Raw genomic sequence first — 16,036 nt, 5'->3', positions numbered from 1 at the left:
GCCGAAAAAGCTATTCGAGGGCGCGGTCCGACCGGCCGAGGATGCCCGGCAGATAGGGTGGCGCCGGAGGCACCGGCTTGCGGCAACCGCATGAGGCGCGGCGCGAGGGCGGCGGATCGGCCGGCCGGCGCGCCTTGTCGGCATTGTCCGACTGCGCGGCGCTTTCGGCGAGCATCACGAGCGTCCCCATCGCCGCCGGCGTAACCGGCGCCGCCTGCGCGCGATCCGCGCCGGCAAGGCCGGTCAGCAGCGCGAGCAGGGTCAGGAATAAACGCAAGTAAGGCCCCTCTTTCGTTCCAGCGAACGGCTTAGTGTCCGCTGGACGCTGAATATAGGATGAAAGCGGCGCCACGTCCAGCGCTCCAGCTACTGGATCGCGGCGGGCGCATCCTCGATTGTCAGGTCGCTGCGCAGGATCACGCGTTTTGCGACTGGCCTGCCGTCCGCGTCGGTGAAGGGCGTATAGCGCGTCTGCCGCCCGAACATGTCGCACGGCGTCATGCCGTTCGGCGCGGCTCCGAACTTGCCCGTGTTCGAAAAGCGGCAATCCTGAACACGGCCGTCGGCGCCGACCAGCACGGTCATCGTCGCGCTGCCCGGTTCGCCCATCGGAAAGTCAGGGTCGGGCGCCACTGATACGCCTTCGCCGCCTTCGCGCACCTGATCCGGCAGCGCCCAGCGGAATTTCGCCGCAAGGACGCCCTTGGTCGGCTTGCCGTCGCTGTCGAGAGCTGGGGAGAATTTGCCTTCGCTGTGCATCAGCGCGCACGCCGCGTCGTCGAGCGCTGCCGACAGGCTGCTCTCATTGACCTTGCACGCTGAAACCCGTCCGGCGCTATCGACGGCTAACTCCATATGGACGGTGCCTTGCTCGCGCGCGGCGAGCGCGGCCGGCGGATAATGAGCGGCGGGATCGATCCGCGTGAAGGCGTCGTCGGGAATCGCGCCGCGCGGCCAGCTTTCCTGTACCGTATCGAGTCCGAAGCCCGCGACCTCCACCGCATGATCGCTTCCTTCGGGAATCTGCCAACGTATCCGGTTGCTATAGGTTCCGCCGACCGCTTCGCCGCGCGCGTTGCGCCCCGGCGTGAAGCGCGCACGTTCCATAATCAATCGGCAGGTTTCGGCGTCGAGGTCGGCATGGCCGCTCGGCGCGGTGATTTCGCAGCGGGTGGGCAGGCCGTCGGTTCCGATCGTCAACCGGAACCCCGCCGTCCCTTCACGCTCCTCGCGCATCGCGCTCGCCGGATAATCGTAACTCGTGACCCAACTTCCGGGGTTGGTCGCGGGCGCGGGCCCCGTTTCGGTCTCGTCCCCCCGGGCCGGCGCGCCTTGCATCGCCAGCAACAACATCATCGTCAGCATCGTCCCCCCCCTTATTCAAGCCCCGGATTCAGTCGCTTGACCTCCAAGAGGAAGCTCTTGGGCTTCTTGAAATATTCGCTGTTGCGATTGACCTTCAGCCCCGCGGTCGCCGCCATTTCCATCAGGAAGTGAACGCAGTTCGCCGATCCCAGATCATAGCTTGGCTGCTTGCGATCCTGCCATTCGCGAACCTTGGTCAGCAGCCGGCCATAGGTCGCGTCGTCGACGGTCACGCTGAACTGCCGGTCGCTTTTCGTCACATATTTCTCTTCCTTGCTCTGCACATAGCCCTTCACCGCGCCGAGCAGGATCGCCGGCGTCACCGAACGCGCGGTGAAGCCGTAATTGTAATTGACCGTCTGACCCGTCGAATCGACCCGCCCCTTGAGCGTGACGAAGCCGTGCGGAAAGCGCTCGCCGAAGTCATGGCTGTAAAAGCTGACGACGACCTTCGCCTGTGCCGGAGCGGCAGCGGCGAGGACGATGGCGACAAGGGCGGCGAGCAGCGAACGCAGACGATTCATGCGGCGTTGATAGCCAGCCTTCGCGGGCCTTGCCAAGCCGCGATTGCCGCTTGACCTTTGACGCGCCATCGCATTTTGTCTCGCTGACACGAATGTAAGGGAGGATGCAGCATGGCGCGCAAGGCGATTTTCATCACCGGTGGCGGATCGGGAATCGGGCGCGCCACCGCACGCCATTTCGCGGATCAGGGCTGGTTCGTCGGCGTCGCCGACGTCAACGTGCAGGGGATCGACGAAACCGCCGCGCTGCTTCCCGAAGGCGCCTCGTCGCGTCATGTCATGGACGTGCGCGACCGCGACCAGTGGCAGGCGGCGCTCGCCGAATTTGCGAAAGCGAGCGGCGGGCGGCTCGACGTGCTGTTCAACAACGCGGGGATCGGGTCGGGCGGCCAGTTCGTCGATATGCCGCCTGCCGAGGCCGACCGGCTGATCGCGATCAACTTCGGCGGCGTGGTCAACGGCATCTACATGGCGCTGCCGCTGCTGCGCGCGACGCCGGGTTCGGCGATCCTCAACACCGGGTCGGCGTCGGGTTTTTATGGCGTCGGCGGGCTCGCGGTCTATTCGGCGACCAAATTCGCGGTGCGCGGGCTGACCGAAGCGCTGGAAATCGAATTCGCCAAATATGGCATCAAGGTCCGCTCGCTGATGCCGGGCTTCATCGACACGCCGCTGCTCGATCAGGTCAGCGCCGACAGCAACGAGCCCGCGCGGAGCCGTCTGGCGGCCAGCGGGTTCGAGATTTCGCCCGTCGAGGACGTCGCCAAAGCGGCGTGGGACGCGGTCCATGGCGACAAGGTGCATGTGCCCGTCGGCAAGATGGCAAAGCGCCTGTCGCGCCTCGCGCGCTTCTTCCCGGGACTGGTCGCGAAACAGTCCAAGAAGGTCGATGGATTGGGGACCGCGGCGCACTGAACCAGAGGTATGACTGTCTTCGAACAAAGTGAGTTCGTGTGTCCCCGCGAAGGCGGGGACCCATCTCCTGCCGGTTCGAAATGGCACCCGCAGGAGATGGGCTCCCGCCTTCGCGGGAGCACGCACGCTACAATGAAAGAGGACAGCCGCTAACGTTCGATCCCGCACTCCACGGTGCCGCTGCCGACGTTGCGCACAGTGCAGGTCGGCCGGCCGAGCACGACGGTCTTTCCGGCCCCGCGCGCGGTGATGTTCGCGCTCTTGACCGCGCGGAAGCGATGGTCGCCCGCGCCTTCGCTGTCGCTCGTCAGATTGTCGATGGCGAGCCCGCCCGCATCGACCGCGCCCGCGCCCGACAGCAATATTTCGCCGCGCTTGGCCGCGCCGCTGAGCGTCATCGTGCCGTTGCCGATCATCGCCACCGAAAGCCGGTCGGCGTCGATCTTTCCGACCACCAGCCGCCCCGGTCCGTGCAGCCCGATATCGACGCGGTCGCCGCGCAACGTGTCGATTTCGAGCGACCCCGCACCCGCGACCATCGCCGCGCGCAGATTGGCGGCGTTGACGCGCACGGTCGCCGAGCGGTCGCCCTTCGCGCGCTCTTCGTCACCGGCAAATCGGCGCATCTTGATCACCAGCTTGCCACCCTGCGATTCGACGCTCAACCGGTCGAGGGCATCCTGCGATCCCGTCGCGACCGCGCTGACCGGCGCGCGCGCAGTCACGATCACCGCGACATCGGCATCGACCTCGATCGTTTCGAAGCTGGTCAGCCCGTAACGCTTCTCGGCCGCCGAAGCGGGTGCGGCGCCGAGTGCGAAGGCCACCGCGAGCGCGGCGTATCGGTGGAGCATGGTCATGCCCTGTCCTAGCCCGCCTGCCGCGCCTGCGCCAGCGCGCGATCAGCCGCAGACGATGTCGCCCGAACCGGTCTTGCTCGTCGAGCAGCTCGCGCCGCCGCCGATCTTGACGTCGCCCGATCCGAGCACCCGGACGTCGGCCGTCCTGATTGCCTGCGCCTCGACATTGCCCGAGCCGGTCACCGAAACGTCGAGCGTATCGGCAACGAGCCCGCCGGCTTCGATGTCACCCGATCCGGTGACGCCGACGTCGCCCGAACCGATCTTGCCGCCGGACACTTCCAGCTCGCCCGATCCCGACATGGTGAGTTTGGCGCTGGTTGCGGTCAGCTTCGCGATCTTGAGGTCGCCCGATCCGGTGACCGCCGCCTCGGCCGCATCGCCCTCGACGCTGTCGGCGTCGATCGAGCCCGATCCGGTGAGCTTCAGCTTTTCGACCTTGGGCATGGTGATGGCGATCGAAACCTCGTCATGATCGCCGAAGCTCCAGCTACTCCGCTTGCGGCCGATCGACAGCGTCGCGCCGTGGCGTTCGATTTCGAGCTGATCGAGTTCGGCCTGCGGCCCCTTCGCCTGGATCGAGAAGGCATCGCCGTGGCGGATGGTGACGTCATAGGGGCCCGCCATCTCGACCCCGGTGAAACCGTCGAGCGCATATGCTTTCGTCGTCGCCGGGCCCATGTCGGCGGGGCGCGTCGCGCCGCTATTGTCCTTGCCGCTGCAACCGGTCGCGCTCGCCAGCACCAGCGGTAAAATCGCCATTGTCGTCCAGATTCGCATCGTCGATCTCCTTGTGTGTTAGATAGATAACACACAATCGGAATCTGTCCAGCGCGAAGCGGTCCTACCAGCGCAGCCATCGCGGCAGCGCGAGGCGGCCGGCCAGCGTCGCGATCAGCACCGCGCCGCCGTGCCACAATGCGATATGGACGATATTGTCGACCGGGCAATGCAGCGCCGTGACGGTCGCGCCCGACGCGCCCGCGGCGAGCCCGATGACCCAGCCGGCACGGGTCGGCGAGGTCGGTGCCCCCGCGCGCAGCCACGCAAAGAGTGCGCCGCCGACGCCGAGCCCGGCGAGCAAGCCGACGAACAGGCAGCGCCCGTCGTCGTGCATCGCCTGCGCCGCCGCACGGCCATCGCCCATCGCGACGAACAGCGCCGCGACCGGCAACGCGAGCGCCGCGAGCCCCGCCCAGCGCCAGCCGCTATAGTCGCGCCCGACGCCGGGCAGTCCCATGCGCAGCGCGCTGCCGATCGCCGCGACCGCGACCGCGGCGATGAGCCAGAAGCACAGCATCGACATTTCGGGCATCGCGGCGACATCGTGGCGCATCCCGAAGGCCCGGAGGAGCAGCACCGCGGCCGCGAGCCAGCCCGCGCCGACAAGCAGCCAGCCGCGCGCGATCCGGCGCGGGCGCACCGGGCCCAGGTCGTCGGCCAGCCCCTCGATCAGCTCGTCGATCGACGCATTCTTCATCTCATTCGCTTTCCACCAGCCCCGCGAGCTTCCTGAGCCCGCGATGGATATTCACCTTGACGAGCGATTCGCTCTGCCCCGTGATCCGCGACGCCTCGGCGATCGAGGCACCCTCGATCTTGACCAGTGTGATCGCCTGCGCCTGCCCCGCCGGAAGCAGGCCGAGCAGGCGTTCGAGGCTGAGCCGCGCGTTGACCGCCTCGTCCCCGGCCGCGACCGCGGCGTCGCCTTCGCCGAGCTCGGCTTCGTCCTTCTGCCGCCGCAGCATGTCGATCCAGCGATAGCGCGCGATCGCCGCGAGCCACGGCAGGAAGGCGCGGCCGCTGTCCCATGTCGCGCGCTTGCGGTGCAGCGAGACGAGCGTTTCCTGCACCAGATCGTCGACCGCGTGCGGCGCGATGCGGCGCGCGAAATAGCGCGTCAGCCAGCGGCGGCAATCGGCGAGCAGCGCGCGATAGGCGGCGCGGTCGCCGCGCTGCGCCGCCGCCATCAGCCGCGCCAGCGAAGGCTCGTCGATGCTCATCGGACGCGCACCCTAGCGGGGGCGGCGGCGGAGCGCGAGAGGCAGGATGAGGGTGGCATCGTCCGTCATTCGGCGCCGCGGCGGCAAAGGTTACGCGCGCCATCTTGTCGCCACCTTCGGCTGGCACAAGGCGGCTCCCCTCCCCGAAAGCGAGAGAATAGTGAGCGTAGCGTTCCGCCGCGAAAGCGATGACGAGCATATGGAGCCGGTCTTCGAATGGCCGATCCCGCCGGGTGCGAATCTGGTCACGCCGCGCGGCCTCCGCCTGCTTGGCGAAGAACTTGCCGCGCTCGAAGCCGCGATCGCCGCCGAAGCCGATGTCGAGGCGCGCAAGAAATTACAGCGCCGCCAGCGCTATGTCGCGACGCGCCACGCGACCGCAGAGGTGCAGGCCGCGCCGGAAAACGGCGTCGTCGGGGTCGGCAGCGCGGTGCGCTATGCGCTGAACGGCGCCGAGCGCGCGGCGACGATCGTCGGACACGACGAGGCCGATCCCGCCGCCGGACTGATCGCCTTCACCGCGCCGCTCGGCCGCGCGCTGATGCGCGCCGAGGCAGGCGATATGGTGGCATTTCAGGGCCGCGAGGATGCGATCGAAATTCTCGCCGCTGTGGCCGATGCGAAGGTGCAGGCATGAAGGACCGGTTCGAACGCCACAAGCAGCCTTGGACGCCCGCCGAGGTGCAGAAGCTGCACATGCTCGCGAAAAAGGGCATGGCGCTCAAAGCGATCGCCAAGGCGCTGACCCGCAGCGAGGAATCGGTGAAGGTGCGCGCCAAGCAGGACGGCCTGTCGATCGCGAAGCTGCACTGACGATACGATGACGACGAACGACTACGACGCCATCGTGCTGGGTGCCGGCGCGGCCGGGTTGATGTGCGCGGCCGTCGCCGGGCAGCGCGGGCGGCGCGTGCTGCTGCTCGACCATGCCGAGCAGGTGGGCAAGAAGATATTGATCTCGGGCGGCGGGCGCTGCAACTTCACCAATATCCACACCGTTCCCGAGCGCTATCTGTCGGCGAACCCGCATTTCGCCAAATCGGCGCTCGCGCGCTACACGCCGGCCGATTTCATCGCGCTCGTCGACGCCTATGGCATCGCGTGGCACGAAAAGACGCTGGGGCAGCTGTTCTGCGACCGATCGGCGAAGGCGGTCGTCGCGATGCTGCTCGACGAAGCGGCGAAGGGCGGGGTCGACGTGCGCTGCGGCGCGCCGGTGCGCGGCGTCGAGCATGGCGATGGCCTGTTCCGCGTGACCTTTGGCGACCGCGCCTTCGCCGCGCCCAATCTGGTGATCGCAACCGGCGGGCCGTCGATCCCCAAGATGGGCGCGAGCGGCTTCGCCTATGACCTCGCGCGGCATTTCGGGCTGAAAGTCGTCGAGCCGCGCCCCGCGCTGGTGCCGCTGACGCTCGGCGGTGAGGATGTGCTCTTTCGTGAGCTGTCAGGGGTCGCGACGCCGGTCGAGGCGCGCGCGGGCAAGGCGGCGTTTCGCGAGGCGGCGCTGTTCACCCACCGCGGGCTTTCCGGCCCCGCGATCCTGCAGGCGAGCAGCTATTGGCGCCACGGCGAGCCGGTGACGATCGACTTCCTGCCCGATGCCGCGCCCGGCTGGCTGGTCGAAGCGAAGCGGTCGCGGCCGCGCGCGACGCTTGCCGCCGCGCTCGGCGGCGTCCTGCCCGACCGGCTCGCGCAGACGCTCGCCGAGCGCCTGACGCTGCCCGGCGAACTCGGCGCGCAGGCGGACCGCAAGCTCGCCGGCGCCGAGACGCGGCTGAAGCGCTGGACCTTTCATCCGAACGGCACCGAAGGCTTTGCCAAGGCGGAGGTTACCGCGGGCGGCATTTCGACCGCCGGCCTGTCATCGCAAACAATGATGGCCAAAAGCGTCGCAGGCCTCTATGCGGTCGGCGAAGCCGTGGACGTCACCGGGTGGCTGGGCGGCTATAATTTTCAATGGGCCTGGGCCAGCGGATATGCGGCGGGACGGGCGCTTTAGGAAAATGGGTTAACCGATCGTCATGCCGGACTTGATCCGGCATCCATGCGCCAATGCTCTCCCTTTGGATTATGGACCCCGGATCGAGTCCGGGGTGACGAACAGAAATTGGCGGGCATAATCCGCCACGGAAAAGAAGAACAAAATGACTTTCGACCATCTTTCACCCGTCCTTTCGGACGCCCTCACCGCGCGCGGCTATGAAGCGCTCACTCCCGTGCAGGCGCAGGTCACCGAGGCCGAGGCGCACGGCCGCGACCTGCTCGTGTCGGCGCAGACCGGGTCGGGCAAGACCGTCGCCTTCGGTCTCGCGATGGCGGACGAACTGCTCGCGGACGGGCGCCTGCCCTTTGCGAGCGCTCCGCTGGCGCTGATCGTCGCGCCGACGCGCGAGCTGGCCTTGCAGGTCAGCCGCGAACTCGGCTGGCTCTATGCGCAAGCCGGCGCGCGCATCGCTACCTGCGTCGGCGGCATGGACGCCAGCCGCGAGCGACGCGCGCTCAATCAGGGCGTGCATATCGTCGTCGGAACGCCCGGACGTCTGCGCGACCATCTGGAGCGCGGCGCGCTCGACCTTGCGGCGCTGCGCGTCGCGGTGCTCGACGAGGCCGACGAGATGCTCGACATGGGCTTTCGCGAGGACCTCGAAGAAATCCTCGACGCGACCCCCGCAACGCGCCGCACCCTGTTGTTTTCGGCAACAATTCCCAAGCCGATCGCCCAGCTCGCCAAACGCTATCAGAAGGACGCGCTGCGCATTTCGACCGTCGGCGACACGCGCGGGCATGGCGACATCGCCTATCAGGTCGTCACCGTCGCGCCCGCCGATATCGAAGGCGCGGTGATCAACCTGCTTCGCCTGCACGAAGCCGATACCGCGATGCTGTTCTGTGCGACCCGCGACAACGTCCGCCGCCTGCACGCGCGGCTGGTCAACCGCGGCTTCGCGGCGGTCGCGCTGTCGGGCGAGCATAGCCAGAACGAGCGCAACCATGCGCTGCAGGCGCTGCGCGATCGCCGCGCGCGCGTGTGCGTCGCAACCGACGTCGCGGCGCGCGGGATCGACCTGCCGAGTCTGAGCCTCGTCGTCCATGTCGAAATCCCGCGCGATGCCGAAACGCTCCAGCACCGCTCGGGCCGCACCGGGCGCGCGGGGAAAAAAGGGACGGCGGTGCTGATCGTCCCCTATCCGCGCCGTCGCCGCGTCGATGCGATGCTGCGCGGCGCGAAGATCGAAGCGCAATGGATGCCGGCGCCGACCGCCGCCGATGTGCGCGCGCGCGATCAGGAGCGGCTGATCGAGGCGCTGCTTGCCCCCGTCGAGCATGAGGCCGACGACCTCGAACTCGCGCAGCGGCTGCTCGCCGAGCGCTCGCCCGAGGACATCGCCGCGAGCCTCGTCCGCGCGCACCGCGCGACCATGCCGCCCCCCGAGGAACTGATCGACAATGGCCCGCCGGCACGCGGCGAACGCGGCGAGCGTCCCGACCGGACCCCGCGCCGCGAAGGCTTCGACGACAGCGTCTGGTTCCGGCTCGACGTGGGGCGGCGCCAGAATGCCGATCCGCGCTGGATCCTGCCTTTGCTCTGCCGCCGCGGCCATGTGACGAAAAACGAGATCGGGGCGATCCGCATCGGGCCGAACGAGACGCTGTTCAACATCCCGCTCGCCATCGCCGACCGCTTCGCCGAGGCGGTCGAGCGCACCGCGGGCCGCGACGGCGGCGAAGACGACAGCGGCGTCACCATCACCCCCGCGCCCGAGGGCAGCAGCTATCCGCCGCGGCGCGACAAGCGGCCGTTCAAGGGCGGCCCGCGCGGCGACGGCCCGCGCAAACCCCATGGACAGGGCAAGCCCGGCGGCGGTTTCAAGGCGAAGCCCTATGCCAAGGGCAAGAAGGGCCGGCAGGGGTAAAGGGAATAGCATTGGCTTGAACCGTCATTGCGAGCGGAGCGAAGCAATCCAGGGCGGTTCAAGCTGGCTTCTGGATTGCCGCGTCGCCTTCGGCTCCTCGCAATGACGTCCCATACAGGCCGCAATCGCCCTTGCACCGCCCCGCCCCACGCTCCAGATTGGCGGCGGCAGGAGACGGCAGATGCAGGCGATCCAGGCATATATCGAAAAGCAGGGCGGTCCAGAGGTCATCGAATGGCGCGAGGTTGCGCTCGGCACCCCCGGCCCCGGGCAGGTGCTCGTCCGCCAGACCGCGGTGGGGCTCAACTATATCGACACCTATCACCGCGACGGCACCTATCCCGTCGAGCTGCCGGGCGGGCTCGGGATGGAGGCCGCGGGTGAGGTCCTGTCGGTCGGCGAAGGCGTCCATGCACTCGAGCCCGGCGACCGCGTCGCGACCTTCGGCCCCGAGCGCAGCGCCTATGCGAGCGCGCGCTTCGTCAAGGCGTCCTCGCTGTTCAAGCTCCCCGCCGACATCGAGGACGAGACCGCCGCCGCGGCGCTGCTCAAGGGATGCACCGTCGAGGCGCTCGTCGAGCGCTGTGCGAAGGTCGAGGCGGGCTGGCCGGTGCTCGTCCATGCCGCCGCGGGCGGGGTCGGGCTGATCCTCGTCCAGTGGCTGAAGGCGGTCGGCGCGACGGTGATCGGCACCGTCAGCACCGAAGCCAAGGGACATGCCGCGCGCGAAGCCGGCGCCGACCATGTCATCCGCTACAAGGAGGAGGATGTCGCTGCGCACGTCCGCGAAATCACCGACGGCCAGGGCGTGCCGGTGACCTTCGACGGCATCGGCATGGCGACGTGGGAGGTTTCGCTGAAGGCCACCGCGCGGCGCGGGCTGATCGTCAGCTATGGCAATGCCGGCGGCCCGGTAAGCGGCGTCAACCTGGGCATACTCGCGCAGCACGGTTCGCAGTTCGTCACGCGCCCGACATTGTTCGACTATTATCTCGACCCCGGCGAGCGCGCGGCGGGCGCGGCGCGGGTGTTCGAAATGATCGGCAGCGGCGCGGTCGAGGTGACGATCGGCCAGCGCTATCCGCTGCGCGAGGCGGCGCGGGCGCACGAAGATCTGGAGGCGGGGCGGACGACGGGATCGACGTTGCTGGTGCCGTAAGGCTCCAAGCCCCTCCTCTTCAGAGGAGGGGACGGGGGTGGTGAAGCTCGGTCGGGCTCGATGCCCGAGCGAGCTTGTCCCAAGCTCGCCACCACCCCAAACCCCTCCTCTGAAGAGGAGGGGCTTTTTCTGGTCAAGCCTTCAACCGCTCGGCGTGCCAGCCGACATGCTCGGCCATGAAGGTCGAGATGAAATAATAGCTGTGGTCGTATCCGGGCTGCATCCGGATCGTCGCTTTCTGCCCGGCCTTTTCGCAAGCCTCGGCCAGCAGATGCGTCTTGAGCTGTTCTTCGAGGAAGCTATCGGCCTCGCCCTGGTCGACGAGCAGGTCGGGCAGGCGCGCGCCGCCGGCGATCAGCGCACAGGCGTCATAGGCGGCCCACGCCTCGCGATCCTCGCCGAGATAGTTCGACAGCGCCTTTTCGCCCCACGGGCAGTGCATCGGCGCGACGATCGGCGCAAAGGCCGAGACCGAGCGGAAGCGGTCGGGGGTGCGCAGCGCGACGGTGAGCGCACCATGGCCGCCCATCGAATGGCCGCTGATCCCCTGCCGCGTCATGTCGGCCGCGGGAAAGTCGCGCAGGATCAGCGACGGCAGCTCGTCCTCGACATAGGAGCGCATACGGTAGTTCGCCGCCCACGGCTCCGCGGTCGCATCGACGTAGAAGCCCGCGCCGAGCCCGAAGTCCCATGCGCCGTCGGGGTCGTCGGGCACGCCCTCGCCGCGCGGGCTGGTGTCGGGCGCGACGAAGATGACGCCATGCTGCGCGCAGGCAGCGCGATATTCGCCCTTTTCCATGACATTGGCGTGGGTGCAGGTCAGCCCCGACAGATACCAGAGCACGGGCAGCTTCGCGCCCTCCGGATTGTCGGGGACGAAAATCGCGAAGCTCATGTCGGTGCCGGTCGTCGCGCTCTTGTGCCGATAGACGCCCTGGGTGCCGCCGTGGCTGCGGTTGGTCGAGAGAGTTTCGAGGGTCATGCGCTGTCCTGCATCGGGATGGGGGCGGTCTTGGGATCATGGCCCCAATGGCGCAGCAGGTCCAGTATGGCGGCGCCGGGCAGGCCGAGCGTGCCGGTGTTGCGCAGCGGATGGACGTTGACGCGCGGCGCCGCGGCGAGCCCTGCGTCGAGCACCACCGTGATGCTTCCCGGCGCGGCGTTGATCGCGGCGAGCGGCGTCACCGAGCCGGGCGCGATGCCGAGCAGCCGCTGCATGTCGTCGGCCCTGCCGAAGCTCACGCGCTTGCAGCCGATCGCGGCGGGCAGTGCCTTCAGGTCGACGCGGCTTTCGCCCGGCACGGTGACGAGCCAGAAGGCGCCGCCCGCATCCTTGAGGAACAGATTCTTGGTATGCGCGCCGGGGATCGCGGCGTTCACCGCGTCGCTCTCGGCAACGGTGAACACCGCGACATGCTCGTGCGCGGCAAAGGGGATGGCGAGCGCATCGAGGTCCGCCAGCAATCCGTCTTCGCCGCGCATCATCCCGCTGGCGCGCTCAGACGACGCGGTGCAGCGCGCAAAGCTTGTTGCCCGACGGATCGCGCAGATAGGCGAGATAGAGCTGGCCGAAACCGCCTTCGCGAATACCCGGCGGATCTTCGATCGCGGTGCCGCCATTCTCGACGCCGGCCTTGTGCCATGCGTCGGCCTGCTCGGGGCCGTCCATCGCAAAGCCGATCGTGCAGCCGTTGCCGACCGTCGCCGGCTGGCCGTCGATCGGTGCGGTGACGAGGAACAGCCCGCCATTGTGCATGTAGATCAGGCGCCCCTTGTCGTCGACGATCCCCGGCTTGCCGCCGATCGCCTGAAAGGTCGCGTCATAGAATTTCTTCGATGCGTCGAGGTCGTTCGACCCGACCATATTGTGACTGTACATCGCCTCTGCCTCCTCCTGATTCGTTGCAATTCGGGACTTATATTGTTCGATAGCCTAGCGAAAGACCACCGTCTTGCGTCCGTCGATCAGCACCCGCTGTTCGGCGACCCAGCGCACCGCGCGCGCGAGCACCTGTGCCTCGATGTCGCGGCCGATACGGATCAGCGCCTCGACCGAGTCGCGATGATCGACGCGCTCGACCGCCTGTTCGATGATCGGCCCTTCGTCGAGATCGCTGGTGACGAAATGCGCGGTCGCGCCGATCAGCTTGACCCCGCGCTCGTGCGCACGGTGATAGGGCTTCGCGCCCTTGAAACCCGGCAGAAAGCTGTGATGGATGTTGATGCAGCGGCCCGCAAGGCTCGCCGACAGCTCCTCCGACAATATCTGCATATAGCGCGCGAGCACCAGATAGTCGGCCTCGCCCTCGGCCATCACCTTCAGGATCGCGGCTTCCTGGCTCTCGCGATTGTCCTTGTCGACGGGCAGATAGTGGAACGGCAACCCGTGCCATTCGGTCAGGCGGCGCAGATGCTGATGGTTCGACACGACGCCGACGATGTCGATCGCAAGGTTGCCGGTCGACCAGCGGTGCAAGAGGTCGTTGAGGCAGTGGCTGCCCTGCGACACCGCGATGACGAAGCGCGGCTTGGCGCCCGCGTCGCTGATCCGTGCGTCCATATGGAAGCGGGTGACGACCGGCGCAAAGGCGGCGCGCACCGCGTCCAGCCCTTCGGGGAAGCGCGGCCCCGCACCGCGAAATGCGACGCGCATGAAGAAGCGCCCCGAATCGAGGTCGGCATATTGCTGGCTATCGAGGATGAAGCCGTCGCGCTGTGCGAGCAGCCCCGTCACCGCCGCGACGATACCCACGGCATCGACGCAGCTGAAGGTCAGCACATAGGCGGGCCCGCGATCTCCGGCCATGTCAGCCCGAAATCTTGTGAAAGCCGCAGAGTTTGTTGCCGTCGGGATCGCGCAGATAGGCGAGATAGACGACCCGCCCCTCGGTCGCGTTGCGGACGCCCGGCGGGTCTTCGGCGGTGGTGCCGCCGTTCGCGACCCCCGCGGCGTGCCACGCATCGACCGCCGCGGGCGTCGATGCGAGAAAGCCGAGCGTGTGGCCGTTTCCGCACGCCGCCGCCTTGCCATCGACCGGCCGCGTGATCACCAGCCGGCCGCCGACGTGCATATAGATAAGCCGCCCGCGCTCGTCGATCACCCCCTCGGGCGCGCCGAGCACGCCGAGGATCGCGTCGTAAAAGCGCTTGCTCGCGGCGATGTCGTTCGACCCCAGGGTCACATGGCTGAACATGGCGTGTCCCTCTCCGCGTCAGTAAACGACGACGCTGCGGATGCTCTCGCCCGCGTGCATCAGGTCGAAGCCCTTGTTGATGTCTTCCAGCCCCATGACGTGGGTGATCATCGGGTCGATCTCGATCTTGCCCTGCATATACATGTCGACGATCTTCGGCACGTCGGTGCGGCCCTTGGCGCCGCCGAACGCGGTGCCGCGCCAGTTGCGGCCGGTGACGAGCTGGAACGGCCGCGTCGCAATCTCCTTGCCCGCCTCGGCGACGCCGATGATGATCGAGGTGCCCCAGCCGCGGTGGCAGGCCTCGAGCGCCGTCCGCATCACTTCGGTATTGCCCGTCGCGTCGAAGGTGTAATCGGCGCCGCCGTCGGTCATTCGGACGATCGCCGCGACGACATCCTCGCGGCTCATGCCTTTCGAGTTCAAAAATTCGGTCATGCCGAACTTGCGGCCCCATTCTTCGCGCGCCGGATTGATGTCGACGCCGATGATCTTGTTCGCCCCGGCAAGCCGCGCGCCCTGAATCACGTTGAGCCCGATGCCGCCAAGCCCGAAGACGACGACATTGTCGCCGACCTGCACCTTGGCGGTGTTGATCACCGCGCCCACGCCGGTGGTCACGCCGCAGCCGATGTAGCAGCTCGACTGGAACGGCGCGTCCTCGCGGATTTTCGCCACCGCGATCTCGGGCAGCACGGTGAAGTTCGAGAAGGTCGAACAGCCCATATAGTGAAAGATCGGCTGGCCCTTGTAGCTGAAACGCGTCGTGCCGTCGGGCATCAGTCCCTTGCCCTGCGTCGCGCGGATCGCGGTGCAGAGGTTGGTCTTGCCCGAAAGGCAGCTTTTGCACTGGCGGCATTCGGGGGTGTAGAGCGGAATCACATGATCGCCGGGGACGACGCTGGTGACGCCCGCGCCGACCTCACGCACGACGCCCGCGCCCTCATGCCCCAGCACGCTCGGGAAGATGCCCTCGCTGTCGAAGCCGCCCAGCGTATAGGCGTCGGTATGGCAGATGCCGGTCGCCATGATCTCGACCAGCACCTCGCCCGCCTTCGGGCCTTCCAGATCGAGTTCGACGATTTCGAGCGGCTTCTTCGCTTCGAACGCAACGGCGGCGCGGGTCTTCATGGGCGGTCTCCTTCTCGGGCGCTCCAATCAGGCAAATGGGGCGGCAATGCAAGATGCGAGGGTCGCATTCCCAACCTTCGTCATGCTGAACGCGTTTCAGCATCCATGACCCGGCGCTTGCCCGTCAAGGCGACGCCAGCTATTTTCACACAAAGACACAAAGATGTCGCATCGGCCGCGAAGCGGCTTTTGATTCGGACAGTGCGGCCAGCCGCGGCGTTGACGGAGAAGTGGGACATAGCGGCCCACGCCTTCCTCTTCGTGTCTTTGTGTGAAACAAAAGAACACGACGCCGAAGGAAACGGCAGGCCACGAACCCTGAAACAAGTTGGCGATTATCCCTATTGCATCCGTATGCCCCGTCATTGCGAGCGAAGCGAAGCAATCCAGAGTGTGCGTAAACCGCTCTGGATTGCTTCGCTTCGCTCGCAATGACGATATCCGGAATACGGATGCGAAGGGAGTAATCGCCAAACAAGTTCAGGGTGACGAAGGTGGCTAAAACGCTGGCGCCTGCCAGCTTCCCGATTTCCATGTGACGCCGCATCTGCAAAGCGGCGCGCTCGTCTCGCTCCTCGACGCACTGCGGCCGCAGGAAGAACCGATCTGGGCGGTCTATCCGCAGCGCCGCCATCTGCTGCCGAAGGTGCGGCTGCTGATCGACAAGCTGCGCGAGGAATTGCCGGGGGGCTTTGCAGCGGATTTGAGCCAAACTACGGCCCCGCCTCTAGTCCTCGCCTTTTTACTGGAAATGAGAATTGATGCTCATCGAAGAGTTCAACTGTCGCGAACTCCGGCCCCTCGTTCCAGATCGACACCCAATTATCCGGATGGACATCGATCGAATGCGGGTAGCCATCTTCTAGCGTCACGACGGCTTCGCCACCCGCGGGAACATCATATTGATCGCATATAGGTTCGATGAAAATCGTCAGGGGCGTTGAGAGATGGTTCCTGAAAGGTAGCCGCAC

19 protein-coding genes and 1 pseudogene are annotated in these 16,036 nt (G+C 67.1%); 7 read left to right on the top strand and 13 right to left on the bottom strand.

Annotated features, from left to right (window positions below; translation table 11 throughout):
* Positions 1-10 precede the first annotated feature (10 nt).
* From CHB69_RS12730 to CHB69_RS12720, 3 genes are all read right to left on the bottom strand, one after another.
* The gene (locus tag CHB69_RS12730; protein ID WP_089216388.1) at positions 11-277 is read right to left on the bottom strand and encodes a hypothetical protein; all 267 of its coding nucleotides are present in this window, start codon (positions 275-277) and stop codon (positions 11-13) included.
* Positions 278-366: 89 nt separating this feature from the next.
* Positions 367-1,365: a TonB family protein gene (locus CHB69_RS20165; RefSeq protein WP_170935549.1), complete on the bottom strand. Its 999-nt coding sequence runs from the start codon at positions 1,363-1,365 to the stop codon at positions 367-369.
* A gap of 11 nt (positions 1,366-1,376) precedes the next feature.
* On the bottom strand, positions 1,377-1,889 hold the full coding sequence (locus CHB69_RS12720; protein WP_089216387.1) for a hypothetical protein: 513 nt from the start codon (positions 1,887-1,889) through the stop codon (positions 1,377-1,379).
* A 111-nt stretch (positions 1,890-2,000) separates the two neighbouring features.
* Here CHB69_RS12720 and CHB69_RS12715 point away from each other — a divergent pair, with 111 nt between their 5' ends.
* A complete protein-coding gene (locus tag CHB69_RS12715; RefSeq protein WP_089216386.1) occupies positions 2,001-2,804 on the top strand; it encodes an SDR family oxidoreductase in 804 nt (267 codons plus the stop codon).
* Between the two features lie 149 nt (positions 2,805-2,953).
* On the opposite strand, the gene CHB69_RS12710 is transcribed toward CHB69_RS12715, so the two are convergent.
* The 4 genes from CHB69_RS12710 to CHB69_RS12695 form a co-directional block, all read right to left on the bottom strand.
* Positions 2,954-3,664 carry a head GIN domain-containing protein gene (locus CHB69_RS12710; protein ID WP_089216385.1) on the bottom strand — a complete coding sequence of 237 codons (711 nt, stop codon included), beginning with the start codon at positions 3,662-3,664 and terminating at the stop codon, positions 2,954-2,956.
* A 42-nt stretch (positions 3,665-3,706) separates the two neighbouring features.
* Positions 3,707-4,444 carry a head GIN domain-containing protein gene (locus CHB69_RS12705; RefSeq protein WP_089216384.1) on the bottom strand — a complete coding sequence of 246 codons (738 nt, stop codon included), beginning with the start codon at positions 4,442-4,444 and terminating at the stop codon, positions 3,707-3,709.
* Between the two features lie 64 nt (positions 4,445-4,508).
* Entirely contained in the window at positions 4,509-5,144 is a 636-nt protein-coding gene (locus CHB69_RS12700; RefSeq protein ID WP_089216383.1) for an NrsF family protein, read from the bottom strand.
* 1 nt (position 5,145) lies between these two features.
* Entirely contained in the window at positions 5,146-5,667 is a 522-nt protein-coding gene (locus CHB69_RS12695) for a sigma-70 family RNA polymerase sigma factor (protein ID WP_089216382.1), read from the bottom strand.
* A 160-nt stretch (positions 5,668-5,827) separates the two neighbouring features.
* Between CHB69_RS12695 and CHB69_RS12690 the strand changes: the two genes are divergently transcribed.
* From CHB69_RS12690 to CHB69_RS12670, 5 genes are all read left to right on the top strand, one after another.
* Positions 5,828-6,304 (top strand): GreA/GreB family elongation factor, encoded by a 477-nt coding sequence (locus CHB69_RS12690; RefSeq protein WP_089216481.1) that lies wholly within the window; start codon positions 5,828-5,830, stop codon positions 6,302-6,304.
* On the top strand, positions 6,301-6,480 hold the full coding sequence (locus tag CHB69_RS12685; protein ID WP_089216381.1) for a hypothetical protein: 180 nt from the start codon (positions 6,301-6,303) through the stop codon (positions 6,478-6,480). Before CHB69_RS12690 ends, CHB69_RS12685 begins: the two co-directional genes overlap by 4 nt.
* 7 nt (positions 6,481-6,487) lie before the next feature.
* Positions 6,488-7,666, top strand: coding sequence for a BaiN/RdsA family NAD(P)/FAD-dependent oxidoreductase (locus CHB69_RS12680; RefSeq protein ID WP_089216380.1), 1,179 nt, complete (start codon positions 6,488-6,490; stop codon positions 7,664-7,666).
* Between the two features lie 145 nt (positions 7,667-7,811).
* Positions 7,812-9,581 carry a DEAD/DEAH box helicase gene (locus tag CHB69_RS12675; RefSeq protein ID WP_089216379.1) on the top strand — a complete coding sequence of 590 codons (1,770 nt, stop codon included), beginning with the start codon at positions 7,812-7,814 and terminating at the stop codon, positions 9,579-9,581.
* 181 nt (positions 9,582-9,762) lie between these two features.
* On the top strand, positions 9,763-10,740 hold the full coding sequence (locus CHB69_RS12670; protein WP_089216378.1) for a quinone oxidoreductase family protein: 978 nt from the start codon (positions 9,763-9,765) through the stop codon (positions 10,738-10,740).
* A 133-nt stretch (positions 10,741-10,873) separates the two neighbouring features.
* Here CHB69_RS12670 and fghA read toward each other — a convergent pair whose 3' ends face one another.
* The 6 genes from fghA to CHB69_RS12640 are packed head-to-tail and all read right to left on the bottom strand — an operon-like array spanning position 10,874 to position 15,065.
* Positions 10,874-11,722, bottom strand: a complete 849-nt coding sequence (gene fghA / locus CHB69_RS12665; RefSeq protein ID WP_089216377.1) for an S-formylglutathione hydrolase — start codon at positions 11,720-11,722, stop codon at positions 10,874-10,876.
* Positions 11,719-12,225 (bottom strand): prolyl-tRNA synthetase associated domain-containing protein, encoded by a 507-nt coding sequence (locus CHB69_RS12660; RefSeq protein WP_425442423.1) that lies wholly within the window; start codon positions 12,223-12,225, stop codon positions 11,719-11,721. Before CHB69_RS12660 ends, fghA begins: the two co-directional genes overlap by 4 nt.
* Positions 12,226-12,238: 13 nt before the next feature.
* On the bottom strand, positions 12,239-12,619 hold the full coding sequence (locus tag CHB69_RS12655; RefSeq protein ID WP_089216376.1) for a VOC family protein: 381 nt from the start codon (positions 12,617-12,619) through the stop codon (positions 12,239-12,241).
* A 54-nt stretch (positions 12,620-12,673) separates the two neighbouring features.
* Positions 12,674-13,546, bottom strand: a complete 873-nt coding sequence (gene purU / locus CHB69_RS12650) for a formyltetrahydrofolate deformylase (RefSeq protein WP_089216375.1) — start codon at positions 13,544-13,546, stop codon at positions 12,674-12,676.
* Position 13,547: 1 nt separating this feature from the next.
* Entirely contained in the window at positions 13,548-13,934 is a 387-nt protein-coding gene (locus CHB69_RS12645; RefSeq protein WP_089216374.1) for a VOC family protein, read from the bottom strand.
* Between the two features lie 18 nt (positions 13,935-13,952).
* Complete coding sequence (locus CHB69_RS12640) at positions 13,953-15,065, bottom strand: S-(hydroxymethyl)glutathione dehydrogenase/class III alcohol dehydrogenase (RefSeq protein WP_089216373.1); 1,113 nt, start codon at positions 15,063-15,065, stop codon at positions 13,953-13,955.
* Between the two features lie 517 nt (positions 15,066-15,582).
* On the opposite strand from CHB69_RS12640, the pseudogene CHB69_RS12635 reads away from it, so the two are divergent.
* A pseudogene (locus tag CHB69_RS12635) lies at positions 15,583-15,981 on the top strand (LysR substrate-binding domain-containing protein); the annotation flags it as partial.
* Between the last annotated feature and the right edge of the window lie 55 nt (positions 15,982-16,036).

It is taken from the genome of Sphingopyxis indica, from assembly GCF_900188185.1.
Lineage (GTDB): Bacteria > Pseudomonadota > Alphaproteobacteria > Sphingomonadales > Sphingomonadaceae > Sphingopyxis > Sphingopyxis indica.
The sequence above is the reverse complement of the archived record's forward strand: the minus strand, read 5'-3'. Positions and strand labels throughout refer to the sequence as shown.

What these genes read in the sequence shown, in the direction of transcription:
- CHB69_RS12660 (WP_425442423.1), bottom strand. Translation starts at nt 12,225, where the DNA reads ATGATGCGCGGCGAAGACGGATTGCTGGCGGACCTCGATGCGCTCGCC.
- CHB69_RS12700 (WP_089216383.1), bottom strand. Translation starts at nt 5,144, where the DNA reads ATGAAGAATGCGTCGATCGACGAGCTGATCGAGGGGCTGGCCGACGAC.
- CHB69_RS12715 (WP_089216386.1), top strand. Translation starts at nt 2,001, where the DNA reads ATGGCGCGCAAGGCGATTTTCATCACCGGTGGCGGATCGGGAATCGGG.
- CHB69_RS12685 (WP_089216381.1), top strand. Translation starts at nt 6,301, where the DNA reads ATGAAGGACCGGTTCGAACGCCACAAGCAGCCTTGGACGCCCGCCGAG.
- CHB69_RS12670 (WP_089216378.1), top strand. Translation starts at nt 9,763, where the DNA reads ATGCAGGCGATCCAGGCATATATCGAAAAGCAGGGCGGTCCAGAGGTC.
- CHB69_RS12720 (WP_089216387.1), bottom strand. Translation starts at nt 1,889, where the DNA reads ATGAATCGTCTGCGTTCGCTGCTCGCCGCCCTTGTCGCCATCGTCCTC.
- CHB69_RS20165 (WP_170935549.1), bottom strand. Translation starts at nt 1,365, where the DNA reads ATGCTGACGATGATGTTGTTGCTGGCGATGCAAGGCGCGCCGGCCCGG.
- CHB69_RS12695 (WP_089216382.1), bottom strand. Translation starts at nt 5,667, where the DNA reads ATGAGCATCGACGAGCCTTCGCTGGCGCGGCTGATGGCGGCGGCGCAG.
- fghA (WP_089216377.1), bottom strand. Translation starts at nt 11,722, where the DNA reads ATGACCCTCGAAACTCTCTCGACCAACCGCAGCCACGGCGGCACCCAG.
- CHB69_RS12680 (WP_089216380.1), top strand. Translation starts at nt 6,488, where the DNA reads ATGACGACGAACGACTACGACGCCATCGTGCTGGGTGCCGGCGCGGCC.
- CHB69_RS12655 (WP_089216376.1), bottom strand. Translation starts at nt 12,619, where the DNA reads ATGTACAGTCACAATATGGTCGGGTCGAACGACCTCGACGCATCGAAG.
- CHB69_RS12705 (WP_089216384.1), bottom strand. Translation starts at nt 4,444, where the DNA reads ATGCGAATCTGGACGACAATGGCGATTTTACCGCTGGTGCTGGCGAGC.
- CHB69_RS12645 (WP_089216374.1), bottom strand. Translation starts at nt 13,934, where the DNA reads ATGTTCAGCCATGTGACCCTGGGGTCGAACGACATCGCCGCGAGCAAG.
- CHB69_RS12640 (WP_089216373.1), bottom strand. Translation starts at nt 15,065, where the DNA reads ATGAAGACCCGCGCCGCCGTTGCGTTCGAAGCGAAGAAGCCGCTCGAA.
- CHB69_RS12710 (WP_089216385.1), bottom strand. Translation starts at nt 3,664, where the DNA reads ATGACCATGCTCCACCGATACGCCGCGCTCGCGGTGGCCTTCGCACTC.
- CHB69_RS12675 (WP_089216379.1), top strand. Translation starts at nt 7,812, where the DNA reads ATGACTTTCGACCATCTTTCACCCGTCCTTTCGGACGCCCTCACCGCG.
- purU (WP_089216375.1), bottom strand. Translation starts at nt 13,546, where the DNA reads ATGGCCGGAGATCGCGGGCCCGCCTATGTGCTGACCTTCAGCTGCGTC.